Origin of the sequence: Jiella pacifica (assembly GCF_010500815.1) — a bacterium.
GTDB lineage: Bacteria > Pseudomonadota > Alphaproteobacteria > Rhizobiales > Rhizobiaceae > Jiella > Jiella pacifica.
On record NZ_JAAAMG010000031.1, the window covers coordinates 19,717 to 39,809 of the forward strand.

A 20,093-nucleotide genomic window follows, 5' to 3' on the forward strand; every position below is an offset into this window, starting at 1 on the left:
GGAGACGGCGAGACAAGCAAGGTCCACGCATGAAGTTGATCGGCATCGAGGAGCATTACCTGACGGCGGATGTGCGCGCTGCCTGGGCGGCGGCGTCGCTCGCCGCCACCGATCCAAGCGTCGCGATTCATTCAGGCGAGGTCGAGCGTCGTCTGCTCGATGTCGCCGACCAGCGGCTCGCATTGATGGACGAGACGGGCCTCGATGTTCAGGTCCTCTCGCTCACCACCCCCGCGTTGCATGACCTGGGGCCGCAGGGCGTCGATCTGGCGCGCCGCGCCAATGACGCCGTGGCCGAAGCCTGCGCCCGGCATCCCGATCGCTTCCAGGCACTGGCGACGCTGCCGGTTGGATCGCCTGACAGCGCGATGCTGGAACTGGAGCGCTGCGTGTTGACGTTGGGTTTCAAAGGTACGATGCTGTGCGGGCGGATTGGTGACCGTAATCTCGACCATCCGGAGCTTTCGCCGATCTTCGAGAGCGCCGCGAGGCTCGGTGTGCCGATCCTGCTACACCCCCGCACGCCCCCTCCGACCGTACGATCGGCCTACTACTCGGGCTTCACGCCTGAGGTGGATGCGGCCTTCGCGATTTACGGCCTTGGCTGGCACTACGACGCAGGCATCCAGTTCATCCGCCTTGTGCTGGCCGGCACCTTCGACCGCCTGCCAGACTTGCAGGTGATCCTCGGTCACTGGGGCGAGGTCGTGCTGTTCTATGCCGAGCGCCTAGCGGCCATGGATCGAGTGTCAGGTCTGAAGCATCCTATCGACACCTACCTGCGTCGCAATCTGTACGTCACTGCCAGCGGTATGTTCAGCGCCGGCTATCTGGCGCGTGCGCTCGCGATCGTCGGAGCGGATCGCCTGCTCTTTTCCACAGATTACCCTTACCAGTACCGACCCGGCCGCGACGCGCGGCGGTTTGTGGCGGAATGCGGGTTGGATGATGCAGGCAAAACGGCTTTTGCTTACGGAAACTGGGAACGACTGACCCAGGGCGTCTCCCTTTGACTGGCTCAACCACAGTCCAGCGACCGCTTTTTCTGAGCTCGTGCGGCAACCAATCTATTCCTGAGGCAACATCGTAATTTTCAACAGAACCATTCCCAGACGGGAAAAATGCTGAGGTAGTCAGATTATCTATTGAAAATCGGAAACTCAAACGCCGTCAATCTCGGCAATCGTCGGGCGCGATCCCAGCCGCAGGCTATGAAGCTTTCTGATCCGCCTCCCGGCATCAAGGGCTGGCATCCGGCACGTCATTGATCGGTCGTGCCATGATCCGACCTGATGAACCGGACCATCGCGACGCCAGCCGTGACCACGCCGAGCAGGCAGGTCATGCGCCAGCCCCAATTCGCATAAGCCAAGCCGGCGATGGCCGAGCCGATGGCGCCTGCAGCGAAGTAGGCTGCCATGAAGACTCCATTGAGCCGGGCTCGGTTCGATGCGGGCATGCTGAACACGTCGCGCTGCCCGAACACTGCGTGAGCGGTAACACCCGCCCCGATGAGCAGGGAGGCGACAGCAAGCAGCCACACGCCGCCTTGCTCGGGCATTCCCAAGATCGCCGCGGCAAATCCTGTCCCGACGAGAGCGATCGAAACGGCGGAACCGATCGAGGCATGGCCACGGTCGGCCAGACGCCCGGCGACCGGAGCGGCGAGCACGCTGGCGATCCCTGTCAGGGCGTACACGGCAATGCCGCTCTGCGAGAACTGGAAGCGGTCCAGCAGGACGAGAGGAACGGCAGTCCAGAATAGCCCGAATCCGAAGAACAGGTTGCAATGGATAACGGTCCGCCATTGTACGATCGGGCTTGCCCGATAGAGCTTGGGCAGACTTGCAAGCAGGCCTCGATAGGTTTCGGAAGAGCGTGGTTGCCGCTTCGGGAGAGCCCGTTGCAGACCAAGCGCGATGGCTGCGGTCAGGAAGGCCCCGACACCCAACACGACGCGCCACGAGGTGAGCTCCGCCAGCGCGCTCGCGACGGGACGTGACACCATGATGCCGAACATCAATCCGGAGGTCACGGCGCCAATGACCCGGCCCCGTTCCAGTTCGGACGCAAGATGGGCCGCGTAGACGACGACGAGCTGCACCCCGACAGAACCGAGCCCTATGGCGAAAGTGGCGGGCAGAAGAATGGATGCTTGAGGCGCTAAGGCGGCCGAAGCCAGAGCAACGACCGACAGGCCGAGGACCATCGCGACGAGCCGCCGGTTCTCCACCAGGTCTGCAAGGGGCACGATCAGAACGAGGCCGATACCGTAGCCAATCTGGGTCATGCTGGCGACCAGTCCGGCGGCACTATCGGGAAGCCCGACAGATTGGGCAACAGCCGCCACGAGGGGCTGCAGATAGTAGATGTTGGCAGCGATGATTGCGCATGCGAGCGCCAGCAGCAGGGTCGGCACGGCACCCGCTCGCTCGCGGATCGAGGTGTCGTGGCGTTCTGCCATGCCGGATGACAAAGCAGCCCTTCCCATCACTGCCGTCCGAAGAAATCGTCGAACAATCGGGCGAGAGCTTCAGGCTGCTCCTCGGGAATGAAGTGGCCGCTCCGGGCGATGGTTTCGCCACGAATGTCAGCCGCAAAAGGCCGCAATGGACTGGCCATGTCGGGGATCGAGCCTTGGTCTGCGCTGACGGCCAGGACCGGCATGGCGAGCTTGGCATCACTTATCAGCGCGCGATTTTGCTCGGCCGACAGAGCAACCGAACGATAGAAGGCAAGTCCCGCTCGCAGCGCCCCCGGTTGGCTGAAGATACGGACGTATTCATCGAGGTCGGCCTCACCGAAGCTCGATGGGTTGGCTGCTTTGCGGCGCAGGAACCAGTCCAGATAGACGCGCTCGCGCCCGGCTATGAGCGCCTCGGGAAGATCGGGCACGGCATGAAACGCGAAATGCCACGTCTTCCATGCCTTGTCGGGAGCCGCCGGCAGCATGTCGGGCAGCGTGACTCCGGGGATGCCGGCATCGAGAAGGGCAAGCCGACTGACCTCCTCCGGGAACATCAACGCATAGGGCAAGCCGACCCAGGCGCCGATATCGTGGGCGGCAAGGCCGTAGCGGGACAGGCCAAGGCGCCCGAACAAATCATGGATGCGCCGTGCAACCGTCCCCGTGTCGTAGCCCTCCGACGGCTTGTCGGAGTCGCCCTGCCCGGGAAGATCGAGGGCGACGAGCCGGAAGCGTTCGGCCAGGATGGGCATCACCTTGCGCCACGCGAACCAGCTTTGGGGATAGCCAGCCAGCAGCACCAGAGGCTCCGCGTCCTCCTGACCCGCCGTGACGTAGTGGAGACGCACTCCGTCGATCGTCTCGAATCCATGGTTGAAGGAGGCCGCATCGAAAGGCGGCTGCGCACGCGTATGCAAGGTCATGACGTTTCCTGGAAGTTTCAATCGATTGTCTTGAGAGCCGTGGCGACCAGGGCATCATGATCGGCCGGATCATGCAGCTTTCCGACGGCCCTGAGCCCTTGCAGAAGGCCGAGGAGAATGTCGGCGCAGGGCTCGACCACCAGATCGCTGCGGATCGACCCGTCTTCTTGCCCCTCGCGAAGCATGGCGATCAGCGCTGACCGGTTGTTCGCCAAGGCTCTCCAGAGCGCATCATGCAGCGCGCCGTCCAAGGTCGTGGCCTCGATCAGCCCGGCCAGAACGAGACAGCCTTGACGTCCTTCCGAGCCGGAAGCGGAATCCAGATAGAACCGCAGGGTTTCTGCAATGCGCTCACGCCCGGTGCGTAGTCCGCGCAGCCGCTCGGCAAGCTGCCGCTGCCGGTCCTCCACATAGTATGTGAAGGCAGCCGCGAAGACGCCCTTCTTGTCCTTGAACGCCTTGTAGAGGCTTCCCGCCGTGAGACCGGTCGCCTCCTTGAGCAGGTCGATGGATGCACCGTCGTACCCATGCTCGCGGAAGACGGGCACGGCACTGGCCAGAACCGCTTCCATCTTGAAAGCGCGAGGTCGTCCCATCACTGGGCGGCGAGGTGCGGAAAGCTTGCTCATGGCCCGATATAGGAAACATTCGTTTCCTATGTCAAGGATCGGAGCAATGTTGCCGGTTCTTTCTCGCCTTCGATGTCGGAAAGAGCCTGCCGCTATCGAAGCGGTGCCGTTTGAAAGAAGGTGGATCCGCCTCGTCGAAATCAGTGACGCTACGCCCGACCGGTTCGATGCCGGCGTTGGCGATCACGATGTCGAGGCGCCGTACCTTTGCCCCGCGGCGTCAAACAGTTGGTCGATTTCCGCGACCTTCGATACGTCAGCGCGAACGGCGAGAGCGCTTCCGCCCTGCGCTTCAATGCGGCTAACTAGTTTGCGGGCAGCTTGCTCGCTCCCTGCATAGTTCACCACGATGCTGCGCCGAGAGCGGCATATCGCTCGGCAATCGCTCGCCCAAGCCCGCGGGCCGCGCCTGTGACCAGTGCCACCTTCCCTCCAGGATCGGTCAAGCAACCTCCTCCGTGCCCACCGCTCTGCCGAGCGGTGGCGCCTTGGTTTTCGACTAAAGCTTCATGCCGCCGGATACCTCGATACGCTGCGCATTGATCCAGTGATTTCCCTCGGAAAGCAGTGACGCGATCATCTGGCCGATATCATCCGGAAGGCCGGGACGGCCCAGTGCCGTCATGTCAGACACCATCTTATTGACCGCTGGATTGTCGCGAACGACGCCACCGCTGAAATCCGTCTGGATCGCGCCCGGAGCCACTGAATTGACGTTGATACTGCGCTTGCCCACGTCATGCGCGAGGTATCGCGTAAAGACTTCCACAGCGCCCTTGAACACCGCGTAGGCGACGCTGTCCGGATTGACGAAGCGGGTGACGCCCGACGAAACGTTGACGATGCTCCCACCATCCTTGATGAGCGGCAGCAGCTTCTGGGTGAGGAAGAAAACGCCCTTGAAATTGACGTCGTAAAGCCTGTCCAGCTCCTCGGGCGTCACATCGCCGAACGCCGTGTGGTTCGAAATTCCGGCATTGTTGACGAGGTAGTCGAAGCGCACCGCCCCTAGCGTCCTCAGTGCTTCTCGCACCTGATCCACGAATGTATCGAACGACCCAACTTCGCCGGTGTCGAGCTTGAGCGCCACAGCCTTTGCGCCGGCTTCTCCGACAGCGGCGACCACCTTGTCCGCCTCGTCGGCGGACGAGTTGTAGGTGAAAATGCTGTGAACTCCCCGCCTCGCCAGGTTCAGTACGGTGCTGCGGCCCAGGCCACGGCTGCCGCCGGTTACGATCGCGATTTGCTTTGGATTTGTCATCATGGATCTCCTTCGAGGAGAGACATAAGCGCTTCAATTGCGATGAATAAGATGCTAATCACACTACATGTTGTACGGATTTTTGAACAATGGTCGCTGACTTATCTGCTGCTCGCGCCTTCGTCGCGGTTGCGACGGCGGGCGGCTTTCGCGATGCCGCTCAAGCGACAGGCATTAGCGCGTCCAGTCTCAGTGGGGCCGTGAAGAGGCTCGAAGATCAACTTGGGCTCCGTCTTCTCAATCGGACAACGCGAAGCGTCGTCCCCACCGAGGCGGGCGCCCACCTGCTTGAGCGGTTACAGAGTGCAATGGCCGACGTTGAGGCCGCGCTTGAGCGCGCCAACGACTATCGCGAAACACCCAACGGCACGATCCGTCTTAATGTACCTGTTAATGCCGCACGCCTCGTTCTGCCGCGCCTTCTACCAGGCTTCATGGCCGCCTTCCCGAACGTTCGCGTCGAGGTCACGGCTGAGCACGGCGTCGTGGATATCCTCGCCGCCGGCTGCGATGCCGGCATTCGCTACGGCGAGCGGCTGACCAAGAATATGGTCGCGGTGCCCATCGGGCCAAAGAGCCAACGCTTCGCGACCGCCGCCTCGCCTGCCTATCTCGCCCGGCACGGCCACCCGGTGCATCCTAGTGATCTTCTCCACCACGCTTGCCTACCGGGCAAATCCGGCAGCGGCGCAATCGCAACATGGGAATTTGAGCGTGACGGTGAAATTGTCAGTATCGAGCCTCCGGGAACCCTGGTGGTTGATGTGAACGCAATGGAACTCGCTGTTTCCGCTGCGATCGACGGATGCGGCATGGTGCAGCTCTTCGAAGAGTGGTTGAGACCGGCGCTTGACAGCGGCGCGCTGCAGCCGGTGCTTGAGCCTTGGTGGCACAGCTTCAGCGGACCGTTTCTCTACTATTACGGGAGAGACCATGTGCCTGCGCCGCTAAGCGCGTTCATCGGTTATGTGCAGGAGAACCGCTGGTAAAGCCGGCTCCTGAAACTATTATGCGGTCGGACAAGCAACGATTTGCCACCGGCGGGCAGCGGGAGCGGGGGCCGCTTCTGACCGCGTAGGCAGTTCCTGTCGCGCAAACAGAGTTGACCTCGGCAAAGTCATGTTGTACCGTTCGGTACAATCCCGTTTGCAGGTGCAGCCATGTCTCGACCGCCATTACCTCCTTTCACCCCTCAAACAGCGGCACAGAAGGCTCGCATGGCTGAGGATGCCTGGAACAGCCGCGATCCGGAGAAGGTGTCACTGGCCTACACGATCGATAGTGCGTGGCGGAACAGGGGTGAGTTCCTCACCGGCCGCGACGCCATCGTTGCCTTCTTGACGCGCAAGTGGACGAAGGAGCTGGACTACCGGCTCATCAAGGAGGTGTGGGCGCACGACGGCAACCGGATCGCCGTGCGGTTCGCCTATGAATGGCGAGACGACAGCGGCAACTGGTTCCGATCCTACGGGAACGAGAACTGGGAGTTCGACGACGCCGGGCTGATGGCCCGCCGTGTTGCCTCGATCAACGATCGTCCGATTGCGGAGGACGAACGCAAGTTCCATTGGCCGCTTGGGCGTCGTCCAGACGGTCATCCCTCCCTCAGCGATCTTGACCTCTGAAGGCGAAACGGGTTCTGACCGACCGCGCCGACGCTCTGCCAGCACTGGCAGAGGCGTTCCGCGAACACGGCTTCGAGGGAGCGAGCCTGTCGATGCTCTCGCAGGCGACCGGTCTCGGCAAGGGCAGCCTCTACAACTTCTTCCCCGGCGGGAAGGAGGAGATGATGGATGCCGTTCTCGCCGACATCGACTGCTGGTTCGTCACGACGATCTTCACGCCACTGGAGCAGGCCCGAGACCCGGCAGCGGCGATCAGGACCATGACCGCGGAGGTGACGGCCTATTTTCGATCCGGAGGCAGGGTATGCCTGGTAGGCTGGATCGGTCTTGGCTCCTCTGGTGATGTTTTCGCAGCCAGAGTGAAGACCTACTTTGCCCGCTGGATCTCAGCGCTGGCCCGGTGCGTCCAGTCCGGCGGCGTTCCGTCGCCGCTGGCCGTGCAGCTCGCAGAGGAAACGGTGTCCGGTGTCCAGGGCGCCATCGTTCTGGCGCGGGCACTAGGGGACGAAGCTCTCTTCAAGCGGATCGTCCGTCGTCACGAAGCGGCCCTGCTTGACGCCTTAGCGCGGCACAACTGCTGACCTGCATGGCCAGACCTCTGTGTCGAACACCTGCTCAGATCTCGCTGTTTGACGCACCGGCTAGGCAGGCAGTCGTGCAAAGCCGGGGTGTGCGGCGGGGACGGGGCTCTCCGGCGCAAGCGCATAATCCGCCACGAACGTTGGCACGCCTGTTCGGGCCGCGATCTGGCTCCCGAGCCCGCGATAGGCTGCGGCCGAGCCGATCACATAGCCTCCGCCGTGGAGGTAGAGGATCGCCTGCTGCGGTGCCTCGTTCGCTGGGCGGCACCACCATCCGGCAGTGCCGCCAACTTCTCCGGCGGTCCTCCCGACCGAGGCTGCGATTGGCACCTGGGCCATGAGCTTGTCATAAGCAGCGCGGCTTTCCGGCTTTGACTCCGGAGCCGGTGAGACCGCCAGCGCCGCCCGCATCGCCGCCATCACGGCCCGATCCTTGAGGCTTTCGTCGTGGCTGATAACGGTCATCGCTTTTGTCCTTGTGCCTGATGCTGGATCGCGCTCGCCTCGCCGAGCAGCAGAAGGAGACGCAGTGTCCCCGATCTGAGACGACGAAGCGGCGGTACGGGTGGCCGGATCGCGACGTGGCCTCGGCGGGCTACTTGAGAAACGGGTTGATCGCCGCCAGGGTATCGTCGAAGCGGCCCTCGGCCTCGGCGTTGCGCATGAAGTCGACGCCTTCCACCAGGATCTCGCGCGGCGTGGGCGTCTGCTGGAAGCGCGCCATGACCTGATCGGCGAAGGCGTCGAGCGGCATGAAGCGTTCGTTGTCCTGTTGGCCGGGGGTGAGGCTCGTCCGCACCGCGGGCGGCACCAGTTCGATCACCTCGACCTTGCCTTTCAGCACGGCGCGCAGCGATTCGGTGTAGTTGTGAATCGCCGCCTTGATCGCCGAATAGGTCGGCGCGATCACCAACGGCACAAAGGCCAAGCCCGAGCTGACATTGACGATCACCGCGTCGCTCTGGCGGACCAGATGCTCGATCAGCGCATTGGTCAACCGGATCGGGCCGAGCAGATTGCTGGTGACCGAGGCCTCGGCGTCGCCCAGATCGCGGAATGTGTCGAGCGACCCTTCCATGCGCATGATGCCGGCGCTGTTGAACAGCACGTTGAAGCCCGGGAAATCGGTAACGAGCGTATCGGCGAACGCCGCGATGCTGGCGGGGTCGTTCTGGTCGAACGTCAGCGCATGGATGTTCGGCCGGTCACCGATTGCCTTTTCCAGCGTCTCCATCCGCCGGCCGGCGATGATCACGGTATTGCCGAGGTCGTGAAAGCGGTGTGCGAGCGCCTCGCCGATCCCCGTGCCGCCGCCGGTGATGAGGATCGTGTTGCCTGTCGTCTTCATGGGATAAGTCCTTGTCATATTGGCGGCGGGACAGAGCCGGGCTCGTGCCAGCCGCCGGTGATGCGGCCGGGTCAGGCGCGCTCGAGAACGGGGTAGTCGGTGTAGCCTTCGGCACCGCCGCCGGCGTAGAACAGGTCCTTGCGCACCTCGTTGAACGGCGCCACTGTCTTCAAACGATGCACGAGGTCGGGGTTCGCCAGGGTCATCGTGCCCAAGGCCTCCATGTCGGCGATTCCTGCCGCGACATCGGTCCCGACCTGCTCGCGCGTGCGGCCCGGCCGGTTGACGATCAGCACACCGCCAAACGCCTTGCGGATGTCGGAGAGGAGCCCCTCATTGCCGATGTGCAGCACGTGTAGGTAGGCAATGCCGATCTTGCCGAACGCCTCCGCCAGATAGCGGTACAGGTCGTCATTGGCGTTTCCTTCGACGATGCCGCCGGTCGGCAGGCCGGGGGACAGGCGGATCGCAGTCTTCTCCGGTCCGATGCCAGCGGCGATCGCCTGCACGACCTCGATCGCGAACCGTGCGCGGTTCTCGAGTGAACCGCCGTATTCGTCGGTACGCTCATTGGCATTCGGCGCCAGGAACTGGTGCACCAGATAACCGTTCGCGCCGTGGACCTCGACGCCGTCGGCACCGGCTTCGATCGCCCGCGTGGCGCCATAGGCATAGTCGGCGACGGTCTGCCGAACCTCTCCGGTGTTGAGCGCGCGGGGTTCCGGAACCGGCAGCATGCCCTTGCCGGTGAACATGTCTTCACCCGGGGCGATCGCCGACGGGGCAACCGGCTGGCGATGATGTGCGGTGTTTTCCGGATGGGATCTGCGGCCGACATGCATCAGCTGGACGAACAGCCTGCCTCCGGCCGCATGGACGGCGTCCGTCACCTTGCGCCATCCGGCGACATGGTCGTCGGTGTAGATGCCGGGCGTGTTCGGATAGCCCTGCCCGTCCGCGGACGGCTGGGTTCCTTCGGTGACGAGCAGGCCCATCGTCGCGCGTTGCGCATAATATTCGGGGGCGAGGTCGCCGGGGGTGCCGTCGGGTTTGGCCCGGCTGCGTGTCATCGGCGCCATGGCAAGGCGATGCGGCAGTTGCAGACTGCCGAGTTTGATGGGGGACCAGAGATCGGCCATGGGAGTTCTCCTGAACTGGGGGATGCCGTGGGCGGGAGGATCAGAGCTTGCCTTCGGCGAGCATCTCGCGGGTGCGCTTCAGCGTGGACAGGAGCGCGGCCTTGTAGCCCTTGTCGCTGTCGAACTGCGTCTGCTCGGCCTGTTCTTCCGGACCGTTCGGGAGCTTGTCGCGCAGTCCGAGGTAGCAGTAGAATTTGAGCTGAAGCGCGCCCGCCTCGTCCTCGAACAATTCGTTGACGATGGCGCCCTCGCGCGGGCCGGTCGCCTGGAAGAAGGTGACCTTGCGCTGCGGCTCGAGCACGATGATCTCGCGCAGGTCGGCGCCGGCGATCGTGGCGTCTCGGACGAAGTGGGTCGCGCTTTCCTCGGTGACGTCGCATTTCGTGCACAGGCCGGAAGGAAGGAACGCCCGGGCGTCGCGGGCCTTGAGCTCGAGGCCTTTCCAGACCTGCTCTCGGGTGAGCGGAGTTTCGCCTTCCGGGTTCACCGGAACCGTGGCGGTCGAATAGATCATGATGGTGGTCCTTGTCGGTGAGGGCTGGCGGCGTCAGCCGGCGATCTGCGCGACGTATTCGCGGTAGGTGCGCAGCGGGCGGCCGAGCAGCGTGGTGAGCCGGTCCACGTCGCCGGCCTCGGGCAGCATGCCGTCGGACACGAAGCGCTCGGCCATCAGACGCATGTCGTAGGCCATCCACGCCGGCATGAACTGGCGCATGTTCTGCTCGAAGCCGGCGGTGTCGTTGCCCGGATAGGCGATCTCGCGGCCGAGAACCTCGCTCCAGATGGCGGCGGCGCTTGCGCCGGTCAGCGTGTCCGGGCCGACCAGGTTGATGCGGGTGAGCGGGAGCGGCGCGGGCGACTGTTCGCGGCGGACCAGCTCGAGCGCGGCGATCTCGCCGATGTCGCGGGCGTCGATCATCGCCAGGCCCTTGTCGCCGATCGGCATCGGATAGACGCCGTAGCCGGTGATCACGTCCTTGATCGTGATCTCGTTGTCCATGTAATAGGCTGGGCGCAGGATGGTGGCGCTGAGGCCCATCTGTTCGATCATCCGCTCGACGCCGAACTTGCCCGCGAAGTGCGGCACGTTCACGTAGACGTCGCTGTGGATCACCGACAGATAGACGATCCGCTCGATCTTTGCCTCGCGGGCGACGTTGAGCGCGATCAGCGCCTGGGTGAATTCATCGGCGACGACTCCGTTCAGAAGGAACAGCGTCGAGACGCCCTTCATGGCGCCGCGCAGCGAGTCGACGTCGAGCAGGTCGCCCTGGACGACCTCGACGCCGGCGGGGAGGCTGGCCTTTGCGGGATCGCGAACCAGAGCGCGCACGTCGGCGCCGCGATTGACGAGCTGTTCGACGACATTGCTTCCGACATTGCCGGTCGCGCCGGTTACGAGGATGGTCATGGGGTCACTCCTTGGGTTGAGCCGTTTGCATGCCCCAAATTAGCGATCCACATTCGTGCCGATAGTCGCTAAGTCTAGACAGGCCGTCTCACAGGTGGAACGATCATGGACCTTCCCGCTCTCGCCGATTTTACGCTCGTCGCCCGTCATGGCGGGTTCGGAAAGGCCTCGCGTGCGGCCGGACGCCCAAAGGCGACGCTGTCCCGCCGCGTTGCCGAACTTGAAGCCAGCCTCGACCTGCGGCTCTTCGAACGCGGTGCGCGCCTCCTCAAGCTGACCGAGGAAGGACGCGCCTTGTTCGAGCGAACGAGCCAGTTGCTCACCGACCTCGACGAGACGGCGTCGGCGATAGCCTCGCGTGGGCACAGTCCGCGGGGCAGGCTGCGGATCAGCGCCCCCCTGCTCTTCTCCCAAACCGCGATGGGGAAACTGGCGGCCGGCTTTGCGCTCAAATATCCGGAAGTGCGCCTGGAGGTCACGACCGAGGATCGGTCGGTCGACATGATCGAGGAAGCCTATGATCTGGTGATCCGTGTCAATCCCGCGCCTGATGAAAGCCTCGTGGGGCGGGTCTTCCTGCGCGATCGGCTGGTTGTGGTCGCGAGCCCCGATTTGGCGCCACTATTGGATGGAGCAGCTGTTCCAGCGATCGTGCGCGGGGCGGCAAAGCCGGCGGAAGTGTGGAACGTCACGACACCGGCAGGCCCAGCGAGCATCGCCGTCACGCCGATCCTGAGCCTGTCATCACTCGTCATGGTTCGCGATGCCGTTCGGAGAGGCGCGGGCGCCGGACGGTTGCCAATCTCGCTCGTAAGCCACGATATTGCTGACGGCACCTTGGTGCACTGGGGCGATGTGGAGGGTCCGGAGATCGCGCTTTGGACGCTCTATCCGACGCGACGGCTGCTGAGCGCGCGCGTGTCGGCATTCCTCGATTACCTGAAAGAGGCCTTTCCTCAAGGAACTCCCGACGAACTCGCAGCTTATCTCGAAAAATGGAGACCGACACCGCGTTGAAGCCACCGCTGGAATTCTTAAGCATGATACACTAGGTGACTATCTACATAGTCAGGAGCGTGATATGGTTGCCATCAATCTGGCAGATGCCAAAGCCCATCTGAGCGAGCTGGTCGACCGGGTCCAAGCGGGCGATTCGATCGACATCACCCGCCGCGGCAAGCCGGTCGCGCGGCTCACCGCAGTGGCCAAGCCGCGCAAGCCGATCGATGCCGCGTTGCTGCGATCGCTGGCTGAGGCGATGCTGCCGCAGTCCCAGATCGCCGCCGATCTCGTGCGCTCGATGCGGGATGGCGACCGCTACTGATGCTCTATCTCGACACGTCGCTGATCGTCGCGGCGCTCTCCAATGAAGCGATGACGCCGCGTGTTCAGGCCTGGCTGGCGGAGCAGGACCCGGCACAGCTTCTGATCAGCGACTGGACCATCACCGAGATGTCGTCCGCCATGGCGATCAAGCTGCGGACTGGACAGATCAGCCTGGAGCAGCGCGCGGCAGCGCTCGCCATGTTCAACAAGCTGGTCGCCGAGAGCTTCAGGGTGCTGCCCGTGACGGGTGGGCACTTCCGGGCGGCGGCGAGGTTTACCGATCAACACACCTTGGGGCTTCGTGCCGGTGACGCTCTGCATCTTGCCGTCGCGTCGGAGCATGGCGCCACTGTGCATACGCTCGACCAGCGGCTCGCCGAGGCCGGCCCGGTGCTCGGTGTGCCGGCGCAGTTGCTGGCATGATACGGGCCTTCTCCAGCTTGGCCGGCCCGCTCGGAAGCTGCCATGGCCGGTGACTGGTCCGACGAGCAGAACGATGCGATCGTGGCGGATTATTTCGCGATGCTCGCGAACGACTTGGCTGGGCGGCCCTACAGCAAGGCCGAGCATAACCGCCTGCTGCAGGCGGTGATCGATCGGCCCCGCGGCTCGATCGAGTACAAGCATCAGAATATCAGCGCCGTGCTCAAGGGGCTCGGTGAGAACTGGATCCCAGGCTACAAGCCGGCCTTCGCTTTCCAGGCCTCACTCGCCGATGCGGTGGTGCGCTGGCTCAATCGCCATCCGGATTGGCTCGCACCAGCCGCGCGGATGGCGATAGGTCCGTCACCGTCAGTGCTGCGGGAGGAAGCGATGCTGTGGATCGGCCCACCACCGACACAGAGCAATGCGCCGCCGCCCGACGAGCTCGAGCAGATGACCGCCATCGCCCGAAAGTACGATGTGGCGGAGCGCGATGCCCGCAATCGCGCGTTAGGCCGCGCCGGTGAGGAGCGTGTCCTGGCCCATGAGCGTGCCAGCCTTCTTGCCGCCGGCCGGACCGATCTCGCCGGGAGTATTCGCTGGGTGTCGCATGTCGACGGCGATGGCGCCGGCTATGACATCCTGAGCTTCGACATCGACGGCCGCGATCGGCTGATCGAGGTGAAGACAACCAGGGGCTGGGAGCGCACGCCGTTTCACATCTCGCGCAATGAGCTGGCCGTTGCTGAGGAGCGGAGCAAGAATTGGCGGCTGGTGCGGGTGTGGAATTTTGCGCGGGAGCCAAAGGCGTTCGAGCTGCGTCCGCCGCTGGAAGCGCATGTGTCGCTGATGGCGACCAGCTATCAGGCGGACCTCTTGTAGTGGCTGATAGATGACCGACGGCTCCCGGCCAACATTACAGTACTAGCAGTCTTCCGTGACACCGAGGCTATCGCCGGGCGCTTCAAAAGACGGCTTCCAAACGGTGCGAAGTATGCGGAAGAGCCGCCCCCTGCGTTTCGGTAGGGCGGAGTTAGCGGTACGGCGTCCATATTCTGCGCCAGCCGCTCGCCGATCCTGATCCCCGCGTCGAATCCTTCAACAGGCCGTTCTTTCATTCCGGCCAATGGCTATGAGAGATGAACGACACAGGTGGGAGCGGCAGCGCGGCGCCGTGGCTCAGCAATCATTCCTTGCCGACCGAGTAGTCCATCCGGGAGAGATTTTCGAACAGGGTCGGACCTACTGGCGTCCAGCCGAGCCGTTCACGCGTAACCGCGCTGGAGGCCGGCATGTCGAAGCTTGCGAAGCCCGCCATCCACCCGAAGTGCTTTCCGGCCTCGCTCTTCGGTATCGCCTGGACCGGAACGCCCAGTCCGCGACCGATCGCCTCCGCGATCGCGCGCATTGGTATCGCCTCCTCCGCGACCGCGTGCCAGCGCGCGCCTGGTTCGTGTCGCTCCAGCGCAAGGACGTACAAGCGGGCGGCGTCCTCGACCGAGGCGGCGCACCAGCGATCGCCGCCCTCTCCAACGTAGGCCGAGACACCCTTCGTCCGCGCGAGTTCGATCAACGGAGAGACCAGGCCCTGCTTCACCGGATCGTGGATCTGCGACAGCCGCACCACACCAACGGAGACCCCGCGCTCCCCGACGGCCAATCCGGCCAGCTCACTGGCGATGCGAGGCATGGGATGGTCCCGATCGAGAACGTCCTCGCGCGCGAACTGTCCTGCTCCGGTGCTGCCCACGCCGATGGCGGAGGTGATGAGGAGCGGCCGATCCGATCCGGCGAGCACATCCCCGATCGCTTCGATGACGCGGCGGTCCTTCTCGCAATTTTCCGCATAGTGCGCGAAGTCATGGTCGAAGGCGGTGTGGATCACGGCATCGGCGCTCTCGGCGCCTTTGGCGAGCTCTGCCGCATCGTTGAGGTCCCCCCGGTGGACTGCGGCCCCGGCCTGCTCCAGCTGGCGAGCACCGGCGTCGGATCGGCTGTTGCCGGTCACCTGGTGCCCGGCGGCCAGCAGTTGGGTCAGGATGCGGGAACCGACGAAGCCGGTCGCACCGGTCAGGAATACACGCATGAAAGGCTCCTCTTGTTCGAGGAGCGGGATATCGCAAGATACCCAAGCCTGTTAAAGTAGTGACCGTATCATGGTATAATCACAAACAGGATCGTTCGTGGCCGACGAAAAGGCAAACCGGCTCGGCACGTATCTGCGCGACCGGCGCACCCGGCTCGACCCGGCGTCGTTCGGCTTCGTCAGCGGTCGTCGCCGCACGCCTGGGCTGCGCCGCGAGGAGGTCGCCGCCCGCGCGAACATCAGCCCCACCTGGTACACCTGGCTGGAGCAGGGCCGCGGCGGCGCGCCCTCGGCCGACGTGCTCGACAGGATCGCCAAGGGGCTGATGCTGACGGAGCCCGAGCGCGAGCACCTGTACATGCTGGGCCTCGGCCGACCGCCGGAAGTGCGTTACCAGCCGGTCGAGGGCGTCACCCCACGGCTGCAGCGCGTACTCGACGCGATGCCGTTCAGTCCCGCCATCATCAAGAACGCCATGTGGGACGTCGTCGGCTGGAACAAGGCGGCTGCGGCTCTGCTGACCGACTATTCCAAGCTGCCGCGGGAGGAACGTAACATCCTCCGCCTTGTGTTCGGCAGTTCCCGCGTCCGCGCCAAGCAGGCAGATTGGGAGAGCGTCGCCCGCTTCGTCGTGGGTGCGTTCCGGGCGGACGTGGCGCGAGCCGGGGCGAGCGGCAGCGCGGAGGTGACGGCGCTCATCGGCGAACTCTGCCGAGCAAGCCCGGAGTTCGAAGCGCTGTGGCGGGACAACAATGTGGTCGCGCACGGCGAAGGCGTGAAGTGCATCCAACACCCGGAAGCAGGCTTGCTCGACCTGGAGTTCTCTTCCTTTGCAGTCGAGGGGCGGCCGGAACTCGGCTTGATCGTCTACAATCCCGCCTCACCCGCCGATGCCGAGCGATTGAAAGCGCTCATCAAGGTCAAGGCGATCTGATCTGGTCAAAGCAAGTGCGAGCCAGGCCCGACGGTTCGCCCGCCATGCCTTGCCCCTGTGCGCCCGACCTCAACCGATCGTATGCGCCGTGATCGTGTAGCCGAACGGGTCGCGGAACGCGAAGTAGCGCCCGAACGGTCCATCCTTCGGCGGGAAGACAATGGGCGTGCCATGCGCAACCAGTTGCTCGTGCAGTGCGTCGGCATCGTCGCAGCCGAACCAGAGGGCGACGCCCTCGCCCAGGGCTTCCTTGTTCTTCAACTCCGCGACCGGCGTGCGGACGGCGAACGAGACCGGGCCGGTGTCGAACACGACGGCGCCCGGAGGGCTGTGCGGCGCGAGCTTCAGCCCGACGACCTCGCTGTAGAAGACGCGCGCCGCGTCCAGATCTTGCGTCTGGATGCTGATGAAATCGGGACCGATCAGATGCGCCATAGCTTGCTTTCCTCTTCTGCCAGCAGCAGGGTATCAATGGGCTGATATCTATATAAGGGCACTGATATGTCAAGCCAGGATGGAGATGCGGCGATGGAGGATCCGTTCGCCACCATCGGGTTCGCGCTCAAGATGGCGCAGCAGGCACTGCGCACGCATCTGGACTCTGCGCTTCAGCAGATCGGGCTCACGATGCCGCAATATGCGGTGCTGAACTGCCTGAAGATCGAACCGGGCGCTTCGAACGCGGCACTGGCGCGCCGCTCCTTCGTGACGCCGCAAACGATGCAGGGGATCGTCGTCGCGCTGGAGCGAGCGGGCTTCATCCTGCGGGCCCCGCACCCCAACCACGGGCGGGTTCGGACGACCGAGCTGACGGCTCGCGGTCGGGAGGTGGTGGCGGCGGCGTCCGTGATCGTCGTCGGGGCAGAGGCGCGGCTGCGCGAGGCTTCGGCTCCGCTGGATCCACAGACAGTCGCTGCGACGCTGCGGCGCCTGGCCGAGGCGCTTCGCTGAACGACGATGGCAGCGGCCGCAAGGTAGCGTCTCGACCTATCGCGTGCCGGCTTCCATTCTTCCCGCAAGCGATGTTTCAGGGAATGCCGCCGGTTCTTCGATGACCTGCGGAAAAGTTGACTGGAGCAGATCCACCGCGCAACGCGAGCCGCAACAGAGCCTCAGGGTGCTGCTCATGCGGAGGTAATCAGCGGGGCTTTGCCGGTCCACTCCGCGCGGTCCAATTCCGTCACGACAAAGCTGGCGACATCGGCGCGCGCTATTTTGCCGCCATGAAAGCCAGCCAAATCCGTGAGCGCGCATATTGCACCCGTCTTGGGTTTGTCGGTCAGAACCGTCGGCCGGACGATTGTCCGGTCGACGGTTCTGGCCGAGGCGTCGGCGCCGTGCGTCACCCCATCATGTCGATCACCACCTTGCCGAAGGGACCGCGAGCGAGATGCTCGAAAGCGGCGGGCAATTCGGCCAACGGATACCGCGCGTCCACGACCGGCCGGATGCTGGCGCTGTCGACAGCCCGCACCAGGCGCTCCAAGGCCCGGCGACTGCCGGTGCCGATGCCGTGAATGGTGATGTTCTTCAGCATCAGGGGCATGGCCGGGGAACTGAACTCGAAGCCATCGAGAGCGCCGATCTGGCAGACATGGCCGCCGACGGCGGCGAGTTCGACCGATTGGCCGAGATGCGCCCCGCCGATCACCTCCAGCACGATATCGGCACCGCGATCGCCGGTGATCCGATAGACCGCCTCCATCCAGTCTTCAGCATCGGCATCCACGAAGTGATCGGCGCCGAGTGCCCGCACCCGCGCCTCCGTACCAGGTTGGCCGCAGACGATGACCTCGGCACCGCTCGCCTTGGCGATCTGAAGCCCAAACAGCGCGACACCGCCGGTGCTGGGGATGAGAACGGTGTCCCCGGCGCGCACCCCGGCGCTTTCCACGAGCGCAGACCACGCTGTCAGCCCCGCCACCGGCAATGTTGCCGCCTGCCAGGGTTCAAGGCTCGCCGGCGCCTTGACGAACCACAGCTCCGGCATCGCGACGTATTCCGCCAGCACACCCGGGTAGAACCCGCCCAACGTCTGGTAGGCGGGCGTGCGGGCGGTGCCGGGACGAAGCCCGTCGATCCAGTCCGGCGTCGGCGTCGACACCACCCGCTCGCCAACGGCGAAGCGACTGGCTCCCTCCCCGAGGGCCACGATTTCACCGGCAAGGTCCGACCCCGGCGTGAAGGGGAACCGCAGCGGCAGACCGCGTCCGCTCTCCACCACCATCTTGTCGCGATAGTTCAGCGCCACCGCCGCCGTCCGCACAAGGATTTCCCCCTTGCCGGGGGTCGGTATCGGACAGTCGCGCAATTGCAGGCGGTCGAGCCCGATCGCATCGATCTCCCAGCGCCGCATGTTGGTCATCGCTCATAAGCCTCTCTCGTCGGAGTCGGAGGGCACCCATCGATTGGCGCGCTCCAGTGTCGAGGGCAATGTGCGCCCTGGCATTGTGCGAGAGAATGGTGTTTATCCGGCATCATTCGTTGCGCTGGAAGTGTACAATGACGCCCGCTGAATTCGCCGAGCTGCGCGCCTTCACGCTGGTGGCAGAGGAGCGAAGCTTCCGCCGCGCCGCCAAACGGCTCGGCCTGTCGCCCTCGGCCCTCAGCCGCACCATTCGTTTGCTGGAAGAGCGGCTGGGCGTTCGGCTCCTCAATCGCACGACGCGCAGCGTCGCGCCGACGGAGGCAGGTCAGAGCCTCTACGAGCGCATCGAGCCCACCTTGGCGGAAATGGATGCCGCCCTCCGCGAGACCGGCGCCTTCCAGGAGCAACCGAAAGGCCTCGTGCGGATCAACCTGCCGAGCATTGCGGCGAGGCTTGTGGTGATGCCGCGCCTCGGCGCCTTCGCTGACGCCTTTCCCGGGGTCGAGCTCGATCTCGTCGTCGACAACGAGATCACCGATATCGTGGCAAAGGGGTTCGACGCCGGCGTGCGGATCGGCGGCCAGGTGAACCGGGACATGATCGCGGTGCGTCTCACCCCGGACCTTCACACGGCAGTGGTCGGCTCTCCGGCCTATTTCGCCGCGCACTCGCCGCCGGGGACTCCCCAGGACCTTTCCCGTCACCGCTGCCTCAGCTACCGCTGGGCCGAAAGCGGCGCCCTTCTCCCGTGGCGCTTCGCGCGGCCCGGCAAGCCAGCCGCGACGATCGTGACCGGGAACGTGCTCACCACCAACGATACCGATCTCCTGCTCGCGGGCGCCCTCCAAGGCATGGGCCTTGCCTTCCTGCTAGAAGACTTCGTTGCCCCCTATCTCGAACGCGGCGACCTGGTACGGGTGCTGGCGGATCACGACGAGCTGCTGCCGGGCTTCCACCTCTATTATCCCAGCCGAACGCGGATGCCGGCAGCGCTCCGCGCCTTCATCGACTTCATGAAGCTCTGATTATCACACTGGCGCTGCTCATCGGCGCCCTTGGTGGAGTGTTTCCCGCGTTCACAGCGAGGCGGTTGCCCTTTTTGGCCGCGCTTGGGAGGCGGACGTAATTAACTCGTTCCTGTCGCCAGTCAGGGCCTGCGGAATGTCGGCTTCCCAAACTTGGAATGAGCGGCAGAAGCGGCTTGGGCGCAAACCCGCCGTTGTGCACGCTATTTCGCGCCAGGGCATGACCTTCCATCGAAGCAGCTTTACATCGGCGTTGAAGTCCCCGCAGATCGGTCCCACGAGACAGAAATGGATCGGGCTAGAAGATAGGAGTGAAAGACGGACAAGAGCGGCAACTAGGCGATAGCGAAATTCCCGGCCGAAACTATGCTATTGTCGCCGTTTGTATCCGTCACTCCCACTCAATTGTTTAAAACCCAGCTAGAGCGTCGGGCGTTTAATCTGCAACACAGCCTGCAGCCTTGAAGTAGTTCCAGCATTCGTCGGGTGTGAAGAGGGCGCAGATGTCGCCGACGGCCCGCCAGAGTTGGTCCAGAGTGCGGGCGGC

The 20,093-nt window shown here is 64.3% G+C and carries 24 protein-coding genes and 1 pseudogene; 11 read left to right on the top strand and 14 right to left on the bottom strand.

What is annotated here, in order from left to right; all coding sequences use genetic code 11:
* Positions 1-29: 29 nt before the first annotated feature.
* Entirely contained in the window at positions 30-1,013 is a 984-nt protein-coding gene (locus GTK09_RS24225; protein WP_163465983.1) for an amidohydrolase family protein, read from the top strand.
* 248 nt (positions 1,014-1,261) lie between these two features.
* Here the strand turns inward: GTK09_RS24225 and GTK09_RS24230 are convergent, their stop codons facing one another.
* The 4 genes from GTK09_RS24230 to GTK09_RS24250 all read right to left on the bottom strand — a co-directional run bounded on the left by GTK09_RS24230 (position 1,262) and on the right by GTK09_RS24250 (position 5,283).
* A complete protein-coding gene (locus GTK09_RS24230) occupies positions 1,262-2,491 on the bottom strand; it encodes an MFS transporter (RefSeq protein ID WP_163465984.1) in 1,230 nt (409 codons plus the stop codon).
* Positions 2,491-3,390: an alpha/beta fold hydrolase gene (locus GTK09_RS24235; protein WP_163465985.1), complete on the bottom strand. Its 900-nt coding sequence runs from the start codon at positions 3,388-3,390 to the stop codon at positions 2,491-2,493. Before GTK09_RS24235 ends, GTK09_RS24230 begins: the two co-directional genes overlap by 1 nt.
* A 17-nt stretch (positions 3,391-3,407) precedes the next feature.
* On the bottom strand, positions 3,408-3,962 hold the full coding sequence (locus GTK09_RS24240) for a TetR/AcrR family transcriptional regulator (RefSeq protein ID WP_203561183.1): 555 nt from the start codon (positions 3,960-3,962) through the stop codon (positions 3,408-3,410).
* Between the two features lie 556 nt (positions 3,963-4,518).
* Positions 4,519-5,283 (bottom strand): SDR family NAD(P)-dependent oxidoreductase, encoded by a 765-nt coding sequence (locus GTK09_RS24250; protein WP_376768049.1) that lies wholly within the window; start codon positions 5,281-5,283, stop codon positions 4,519-4,521.
* Positions 5,284-5,369: 86 nt separating this feature from the next.
* Between GTK09_RS24250 and GTK09_RS24255 the strand changes: the two genes are divergently transcribed.
* The 3 genes from GTK09_RS24255 to GTK09_RS24265 all read left to right on the top strand — a co-directional run bounded on the left by GTK09_RS24255 (position 5,370) and on the right by GTK09_RS24265 (position 7,486).
* Positions 5,370-6,269 carry a LysR family transcriptional regulator gene (locus tag GTK09_RS24255; protein WP_163465987.1) on the top strand — a complete coding sequence of 300 codons (900 nt, stop codon included), beginning with the start codon at positions 5,370-5,372 and terminating at the stop codon, positions 6,267-6,269.
* Between the two features lie 171 nt (positions 6,270-6,440).
* Positions 6,441-6,905: a nuclear transport factor 2 family protein gene (locus GTK09_RS24260; protein WP_163465988.1), complete on the top strand. Its 465-nt coding sequence runs from the start codon at positions 6,441-6,443 to the stop codon at positions 6,903-6,905.
* The gene (locus GTK09_RS24265; protein WP_163466007.1) at positions 6,902-7,486 is read left to right on the top strand and encodes a TetR/AcrR family transcriptional regulator; all 585 of its coding nucleotides are present in this window, start codon (positions 6,902-6,904) and stop codon (positions 7,484-7,486) included. The genes GTK09_RS24260 and GTK09_RS24265 overlap by 4 nt, the downstream gene beginning before the upstream one ends.
* Before the next feature lie 60 nt (positions 7,487-7,546).
* On the opposite strand, the gene GTK09_RS24270 is transcribed toward GTK09_RS24265, so the two are convergent.
* The 5 genes from GTK09_RS24270 to GTK09_RS24290 all read right to left on the bottom strand — a co-directional run bounded on the left by GTK09_RS24270 (position 7,547) and on the right by GTK09_RS24290 (position 11,384).
* Positions 7,547-7,951, bottom strand: a complete 405-nt coding sequence (locus GTK09_RS24270; RefSeq protein ID WP_163465989.1) for an alpha/beta hydrolase — start codon at positions 7,949-7,951, stop codon at positions 7,547-7,549.
* A 130-nt stretch (positions 7,952-8,081) separates the two neighbouring features.
* The gene (locus GTK09_RS24275) at positions 8,082-8,834 is read right to left on the bottom strand and encodes an SDR family oxidoreductase (protein ID WP_163465990.1); all 753 of its coding nucleotides are present in this window, start codon (positions 8,832-8,834) and stop codon (positions 8,082-8,084) included.
* Between the two features lie 71 nt (positions 8,835-8,905).
* The gene (locus GTK09_RS24280; RefSeq protein ID WP_163465991.1) at positions 8,906-9,973 is read right to left on the bottom strand and encodes an alkene reductase; all 1,068 of its coding nucleotides are present in this window, start codon (positions 9,971-9,973) and stop codon (positions 8,906-8,908) included.
* A 40-nt stretch (positions 9,974-10,013) separates the two neighbouring features.
* Positions 10,014-10,487: an SRPBCC family protein gene (locus tag GTK09_RS24285; protein ID WP_163465992.1), complete on the bottom strand. Its 474-nt coding sequence runs from the start codon at positions 10,485-10,487 to the stop codon at positions 10,014-10,016.
* A 33-nt stretch (positions 10,488-10,520) separates the two neighbouring features.
* Positions 10,521-11,384, bottom strand: a complete 864-nt coding sequence (locus GTK09_RS24290; RefSeq protein ID WP_163465993.1) for an SDR family oxidoreductase — start codon at positions 11,382-11,384, stop codon at positions 10,521-10,523.
* 105 nt (positions 11,385-11,489) lie between these two features.
* On the opposite strand from GTK09_RS24290, the gene GTK09_RS24295 reads away from it, so the two are divergent.
* From GTK09_RS24295 to GTK09_RS24310, 4 genes are all read left to right on the top strand, one after another.
* Positions 11,490-12,401 (top strand): LysR family transcriptional regulator, encoded by a 912-nt coding sequence (locus GTK09_RS24295; RefSeq protein WP_163465994.1) that lies wholly within the window; start codon positions 11,490-11,492, stop codon positions 12,399-12,401.
* Between the two features lie 64 nt (positions 12,402-12,465).
* On the top strand, positions 12,466-12,708 hold the full coding sequence (locus GTK09_RS24300; protein ID WP_163465995.1) for a type II toxin-antitoxin system Phd/YefM family antitoxin: 243 nt from the start codon (positions 12,466-12,468) through the stop codon (positions 12,706-12,708).
* Positions 12,708-13,133 carry a type II toxin-antitoxin system VapC family toxin gene (locus GTK09_RS24305; protein ID WP_163465996.1) on the top strand — a complete coding sequence of 142 codons (426 nt, stop codon included), beginning with the start codon at positions 12,708-12,710 and terminating at the stop codon, positions 13,131-13,133. Before GTK09_RS24300 ends, GTK09_RS24305 begins: the two co-directional genes overlap by 1 nt.
* A gap of 42 nt (positions 13,134-13,175) precedes the next feature.
* Positions 13,176-14,015, top strand: a complete 840-nt coding sequence (locus GTK09_RS24310; RefSeq protein WP_163465997.1) for a protein NO VEIN domain-containing protein — start codon at positions 13,176-13,178, stop codon at positions 14,013-14,015.
* A 304-nt stretch (positions 14,016-14,319) separates the two neighbouring features.
* Here GTK09_RS24310 and GTK09_RS24315 read toward each other — a convergent pair whose 3' ends face one another.
* Complete coding sequence (locus GTK09_RS24315) at positions 14,320-15,219, bottom strand: SDR family oxidoreductase (RefSeq protein ID WP_163465998.1); 900 nt, start codon at positions 15,217-15,219, stop codon at positions 14,320-14,322.
* Positions 15,220-15,316: 97 nt separating this feature from the next.
* Between GTK09_RS24315 and GTK09_RS24320 the strand changes: the two genes are divergently transcribed.
* On the top strand, positions 15,317-16,153 hold the full coding sequence (locus GTK09_RS24320) for a helix-turn-helix transcriptional regulator (RefSeq protein WP_163465999.1): 837 nt from the start codon (positions 15,317-15,319) through the stop codon (positions 16,151-16,153).
* Between the two features lie 69 nt (positions 16,154-16,222).
* Here the strand turns inward: GTK09_RS24320 and GTK09_RS24325 are convergent, their stop codons facing one another.
* Complete coding sequence (locus GTK09_RS24325) at positions 16,223-16,588, bottom strand: VOC family protein (protein WP_163466000.1); 366 nt, start codon at positions 16,586-16,588, stop codon at positions 16,223-16,225.
* Positions 16,589-16,681: 93 nt separating this feature from the next.
* On the opposite strand from GTK09_RS24325, the gene GTK09_RS24330 reads away from it, so the two are divergent.
* Positions 16,682-17,104, top strand: a complete 423-nt coding sequence (locus GTK09_RS24330) for a MarR family winged helix-turn-helix transcriptional regulator (RefSeq protein WP_246218110.1) — start codon at positions 16,682-16,684, stop codon at positions 17,102-17,104.
* Positions 17,105-17,277: 173 nt separating this feature from the next.
* Here the strand turns inward: GTK09_RS24330 and GTK09_RS27255 are convergent, their stop codons facing one another.
* Together GTK09_RS27255 and GTK09_RS24340 are read right to left on the bottom strand one after the other, a co-directional pair.
* The gene (locus GTK09_RS27255; protein ID WP_312869954.1) at positions 17,278-17,499 is read right to left on the bottom strand and encodes an NAD(P)H-binding protein; all 222 of its coding nucleotides are present in this window, start codon (positions 17,497-17,499) and stop codon (positions 17,278-17,280) included.
* The gene (locus GTK09_RS24340) at positions 17,496-18,518 is read right to left on the bottom strand and encodes a zinc-dependent alcohol dehydrogenase family protein (RefSeq protein WP_163466002.1); all 1,023 of its coding nucleotides are present in this window, start codon (positions 18,516-18,518) and stop codon (positions 17,496-17,498) included. The genes GTK09_RS27255 and GTK09_RS24340 overlap by 4 nt, the downstream gene beginning before the upstream one ends.
* A gap of 137 nt (positions 18,519-18,655) precedes the next feature.
* Between GTK09_RS24340 and GTK09_RS24345 the strand changes: the two genes are divergently transcribed.
* Positions 18,656-19,546: a LysR family transcriptional regulator gene (locus GTK09_RS24345; RefSeq protein WP_163466003.1), complete on the top strand. Its 891-nt coding sequence runs from the start codon at positions 18,656-18,658 to the stop codon at positions 19,544-19,546.
* A gap of 436 nt (positions 19,547-19,982) precedes the next feature.
* Here the strand turns inward: GTK09_RS24345 and GTK09_RS27650 are convergent.
* Positions 19,983-20,093, bottom strand: a pseudogene (locus GTK09_RS27650) (IS630 family transposase); the annotation flags it as partial.

What these genes read in the sequence shown, in the direction of transcription:
- GTK09_RS24330 (WP_246218110.1), top strand. Translation starts at nt 16,682, where the DNA reads ATGGAGGATCCGTTCGCCACCATCGGGTTCGCGCTCAAGATGGCGCAG.
- GTK09_RS24240 (WP_203561183.1), bottom strand. Translation starts at nt 3,962, where the DNA reads ATGGAAGCGGTTCTGGCCAGTGCCGTGCCCGTCTTCCGCGAGCATGGG.
- GTK09_RS24290 (WP_163465993.1), bottom strand. Translation starts at nt 11,384, where the DNA reads ATGACCATCCTCGTAACCGGCGCGACCGGCAATGTCGGAAGCAATGTC.
- GTK09_RS24255 (WP_163465987.1), top strand. Translation starts at nt 5,370, where the DNA reads ATGGTCGCTGACTTATCTGCTGCTCGCGCCTTCGTCGCGGTTGCGACG.
- GTK09_RS24300 (WP_163465995.1), top strand. Translation starts at nt 12,466, where the DNA reads ATGGTTGCCATCAATCTGGCAGATGCCAAAGCCCATCTGAGCGAGCTG.
- GTK09_RS24315 (WP_163465998.1), bottom strand. Translation starts at nt 15,219, where the DNA reads ATGCGTGTATTCCTGACCGGTGCGACCGGCTTCGTCGGTTCCCGCATC.
- GTK09_RS24340 (WP_163466002.1), bottom strand. Translation starts at nt 18,518, where the DNA reads ATGACCAACATGCGGCGCTGGGAGATCGATGCGATCGGGCTCGACCGC.
- GTK09_RS24225 (WP_163465983.1), top strand. Translation starts at nt 30, where the DNA reads ATGAAGTTGATCGGCATCGAGGAGCATTACCTGACGGCGGATGTGCGC.
- GTK09_RS24230 (WP_163465984.1), bottom strand. Translation starts at nt 2,491, where the DNA reads ATGGGAAGGGCTGCTTTGTCATCCGGCATGGCAGAACGCCACGACACC.
- GTK09_RS24295 (WP_163465994.1), top strand. Translation starts at nt 11,490, where the DNA reads ATGGACCTTCCCGCTCTCGCCGATTTTACGCTCGTCGCCCGTCATGGC.
- GTK09_RS24270 (WP_163465989.1), bottom strand. Translation starts at nt 7,951, where the DNA reads ATGACCGTTATCAGCCACGACGAAAGCCTCAAGGATCGGGCCGTGATG.
- GTK09_RS24280 (WP_163465991.1), bottom strand. Translation starts at nt 9,973, where the DNA reads ATGGCCGATCTCTGGTCCCCCATCAAACTCGGCAGTCTGCAACTGCCG.
- GTK09_RS24305 (WP_163465996.1), top strand. Translation starts at nt 12,708, where the DNA reads ATGCTCTATCTCGACACGTCGCTGATCGTCGCGGCGCTCTCCAATGAA.
- GTK09_RS24345 (WP_163466003.1), top strand. Translation starts at nt 18,656, where the DNA reads ATGACGCCCGCTGAATTCGCCGAGCTGCGCGCCTTCACGCTGGTGGCA.
- GTK09_RS24285 (WP_163465992.1), bottom strand. Translation starts at nt 10,487, where the DNA reads ATGATCTATTCGACCGCCACGGTTCCGGTGAACCCGGAAGGCGAAACT.
- GTK09_RS24275 (WP_163465990.1), bottom strand. Translation starts at nt 8,834, where the DNA reads ATGAAGACGACAGGCAACACGATCCTCATCACCGGCGGCGGCACGGGG.
- GTK09_RS24250 (WP_376768049.1), bottom strand. Translation starts at nt 5,283, where the DNA reads ATGATGACAAATCCAAAGCAAATCGCGATCGTAACCGGCGGCAGCCGT.
- GTK09_RS24325 (WP_163466000.1), bottom strand. Translation starts at nt 16,588, where the DNA reads ATGGCGCATCTGATCGGTCCCGATTTCATCAGCATCCAGACGCAAGAT.
- GTK09_RS24310 (WP_163465997.1), top strand. Translation starts at nt 13,176, where the DNA reads ATGGCCGGTGACTGGTCCGACGAGCAGAACGATGCGATCGTGGCGGAT.
- GTK09_RS24235 (WP_163465985.1), bottom strand. Translation starts at nt 3,390, where the DNA reads ATGACCTTGCATACGCGTGCGCAGCCGCCTTTCGATGCGGCCTCCTTC.
- GTK09_RS24260 (WP_163465988.1), top strand. Translation starts at nt 6,441, where the DNA reads ATGTCTCGACCGCCATTACCTCCTTTCACCCCTCAAACAGCGGCACAG.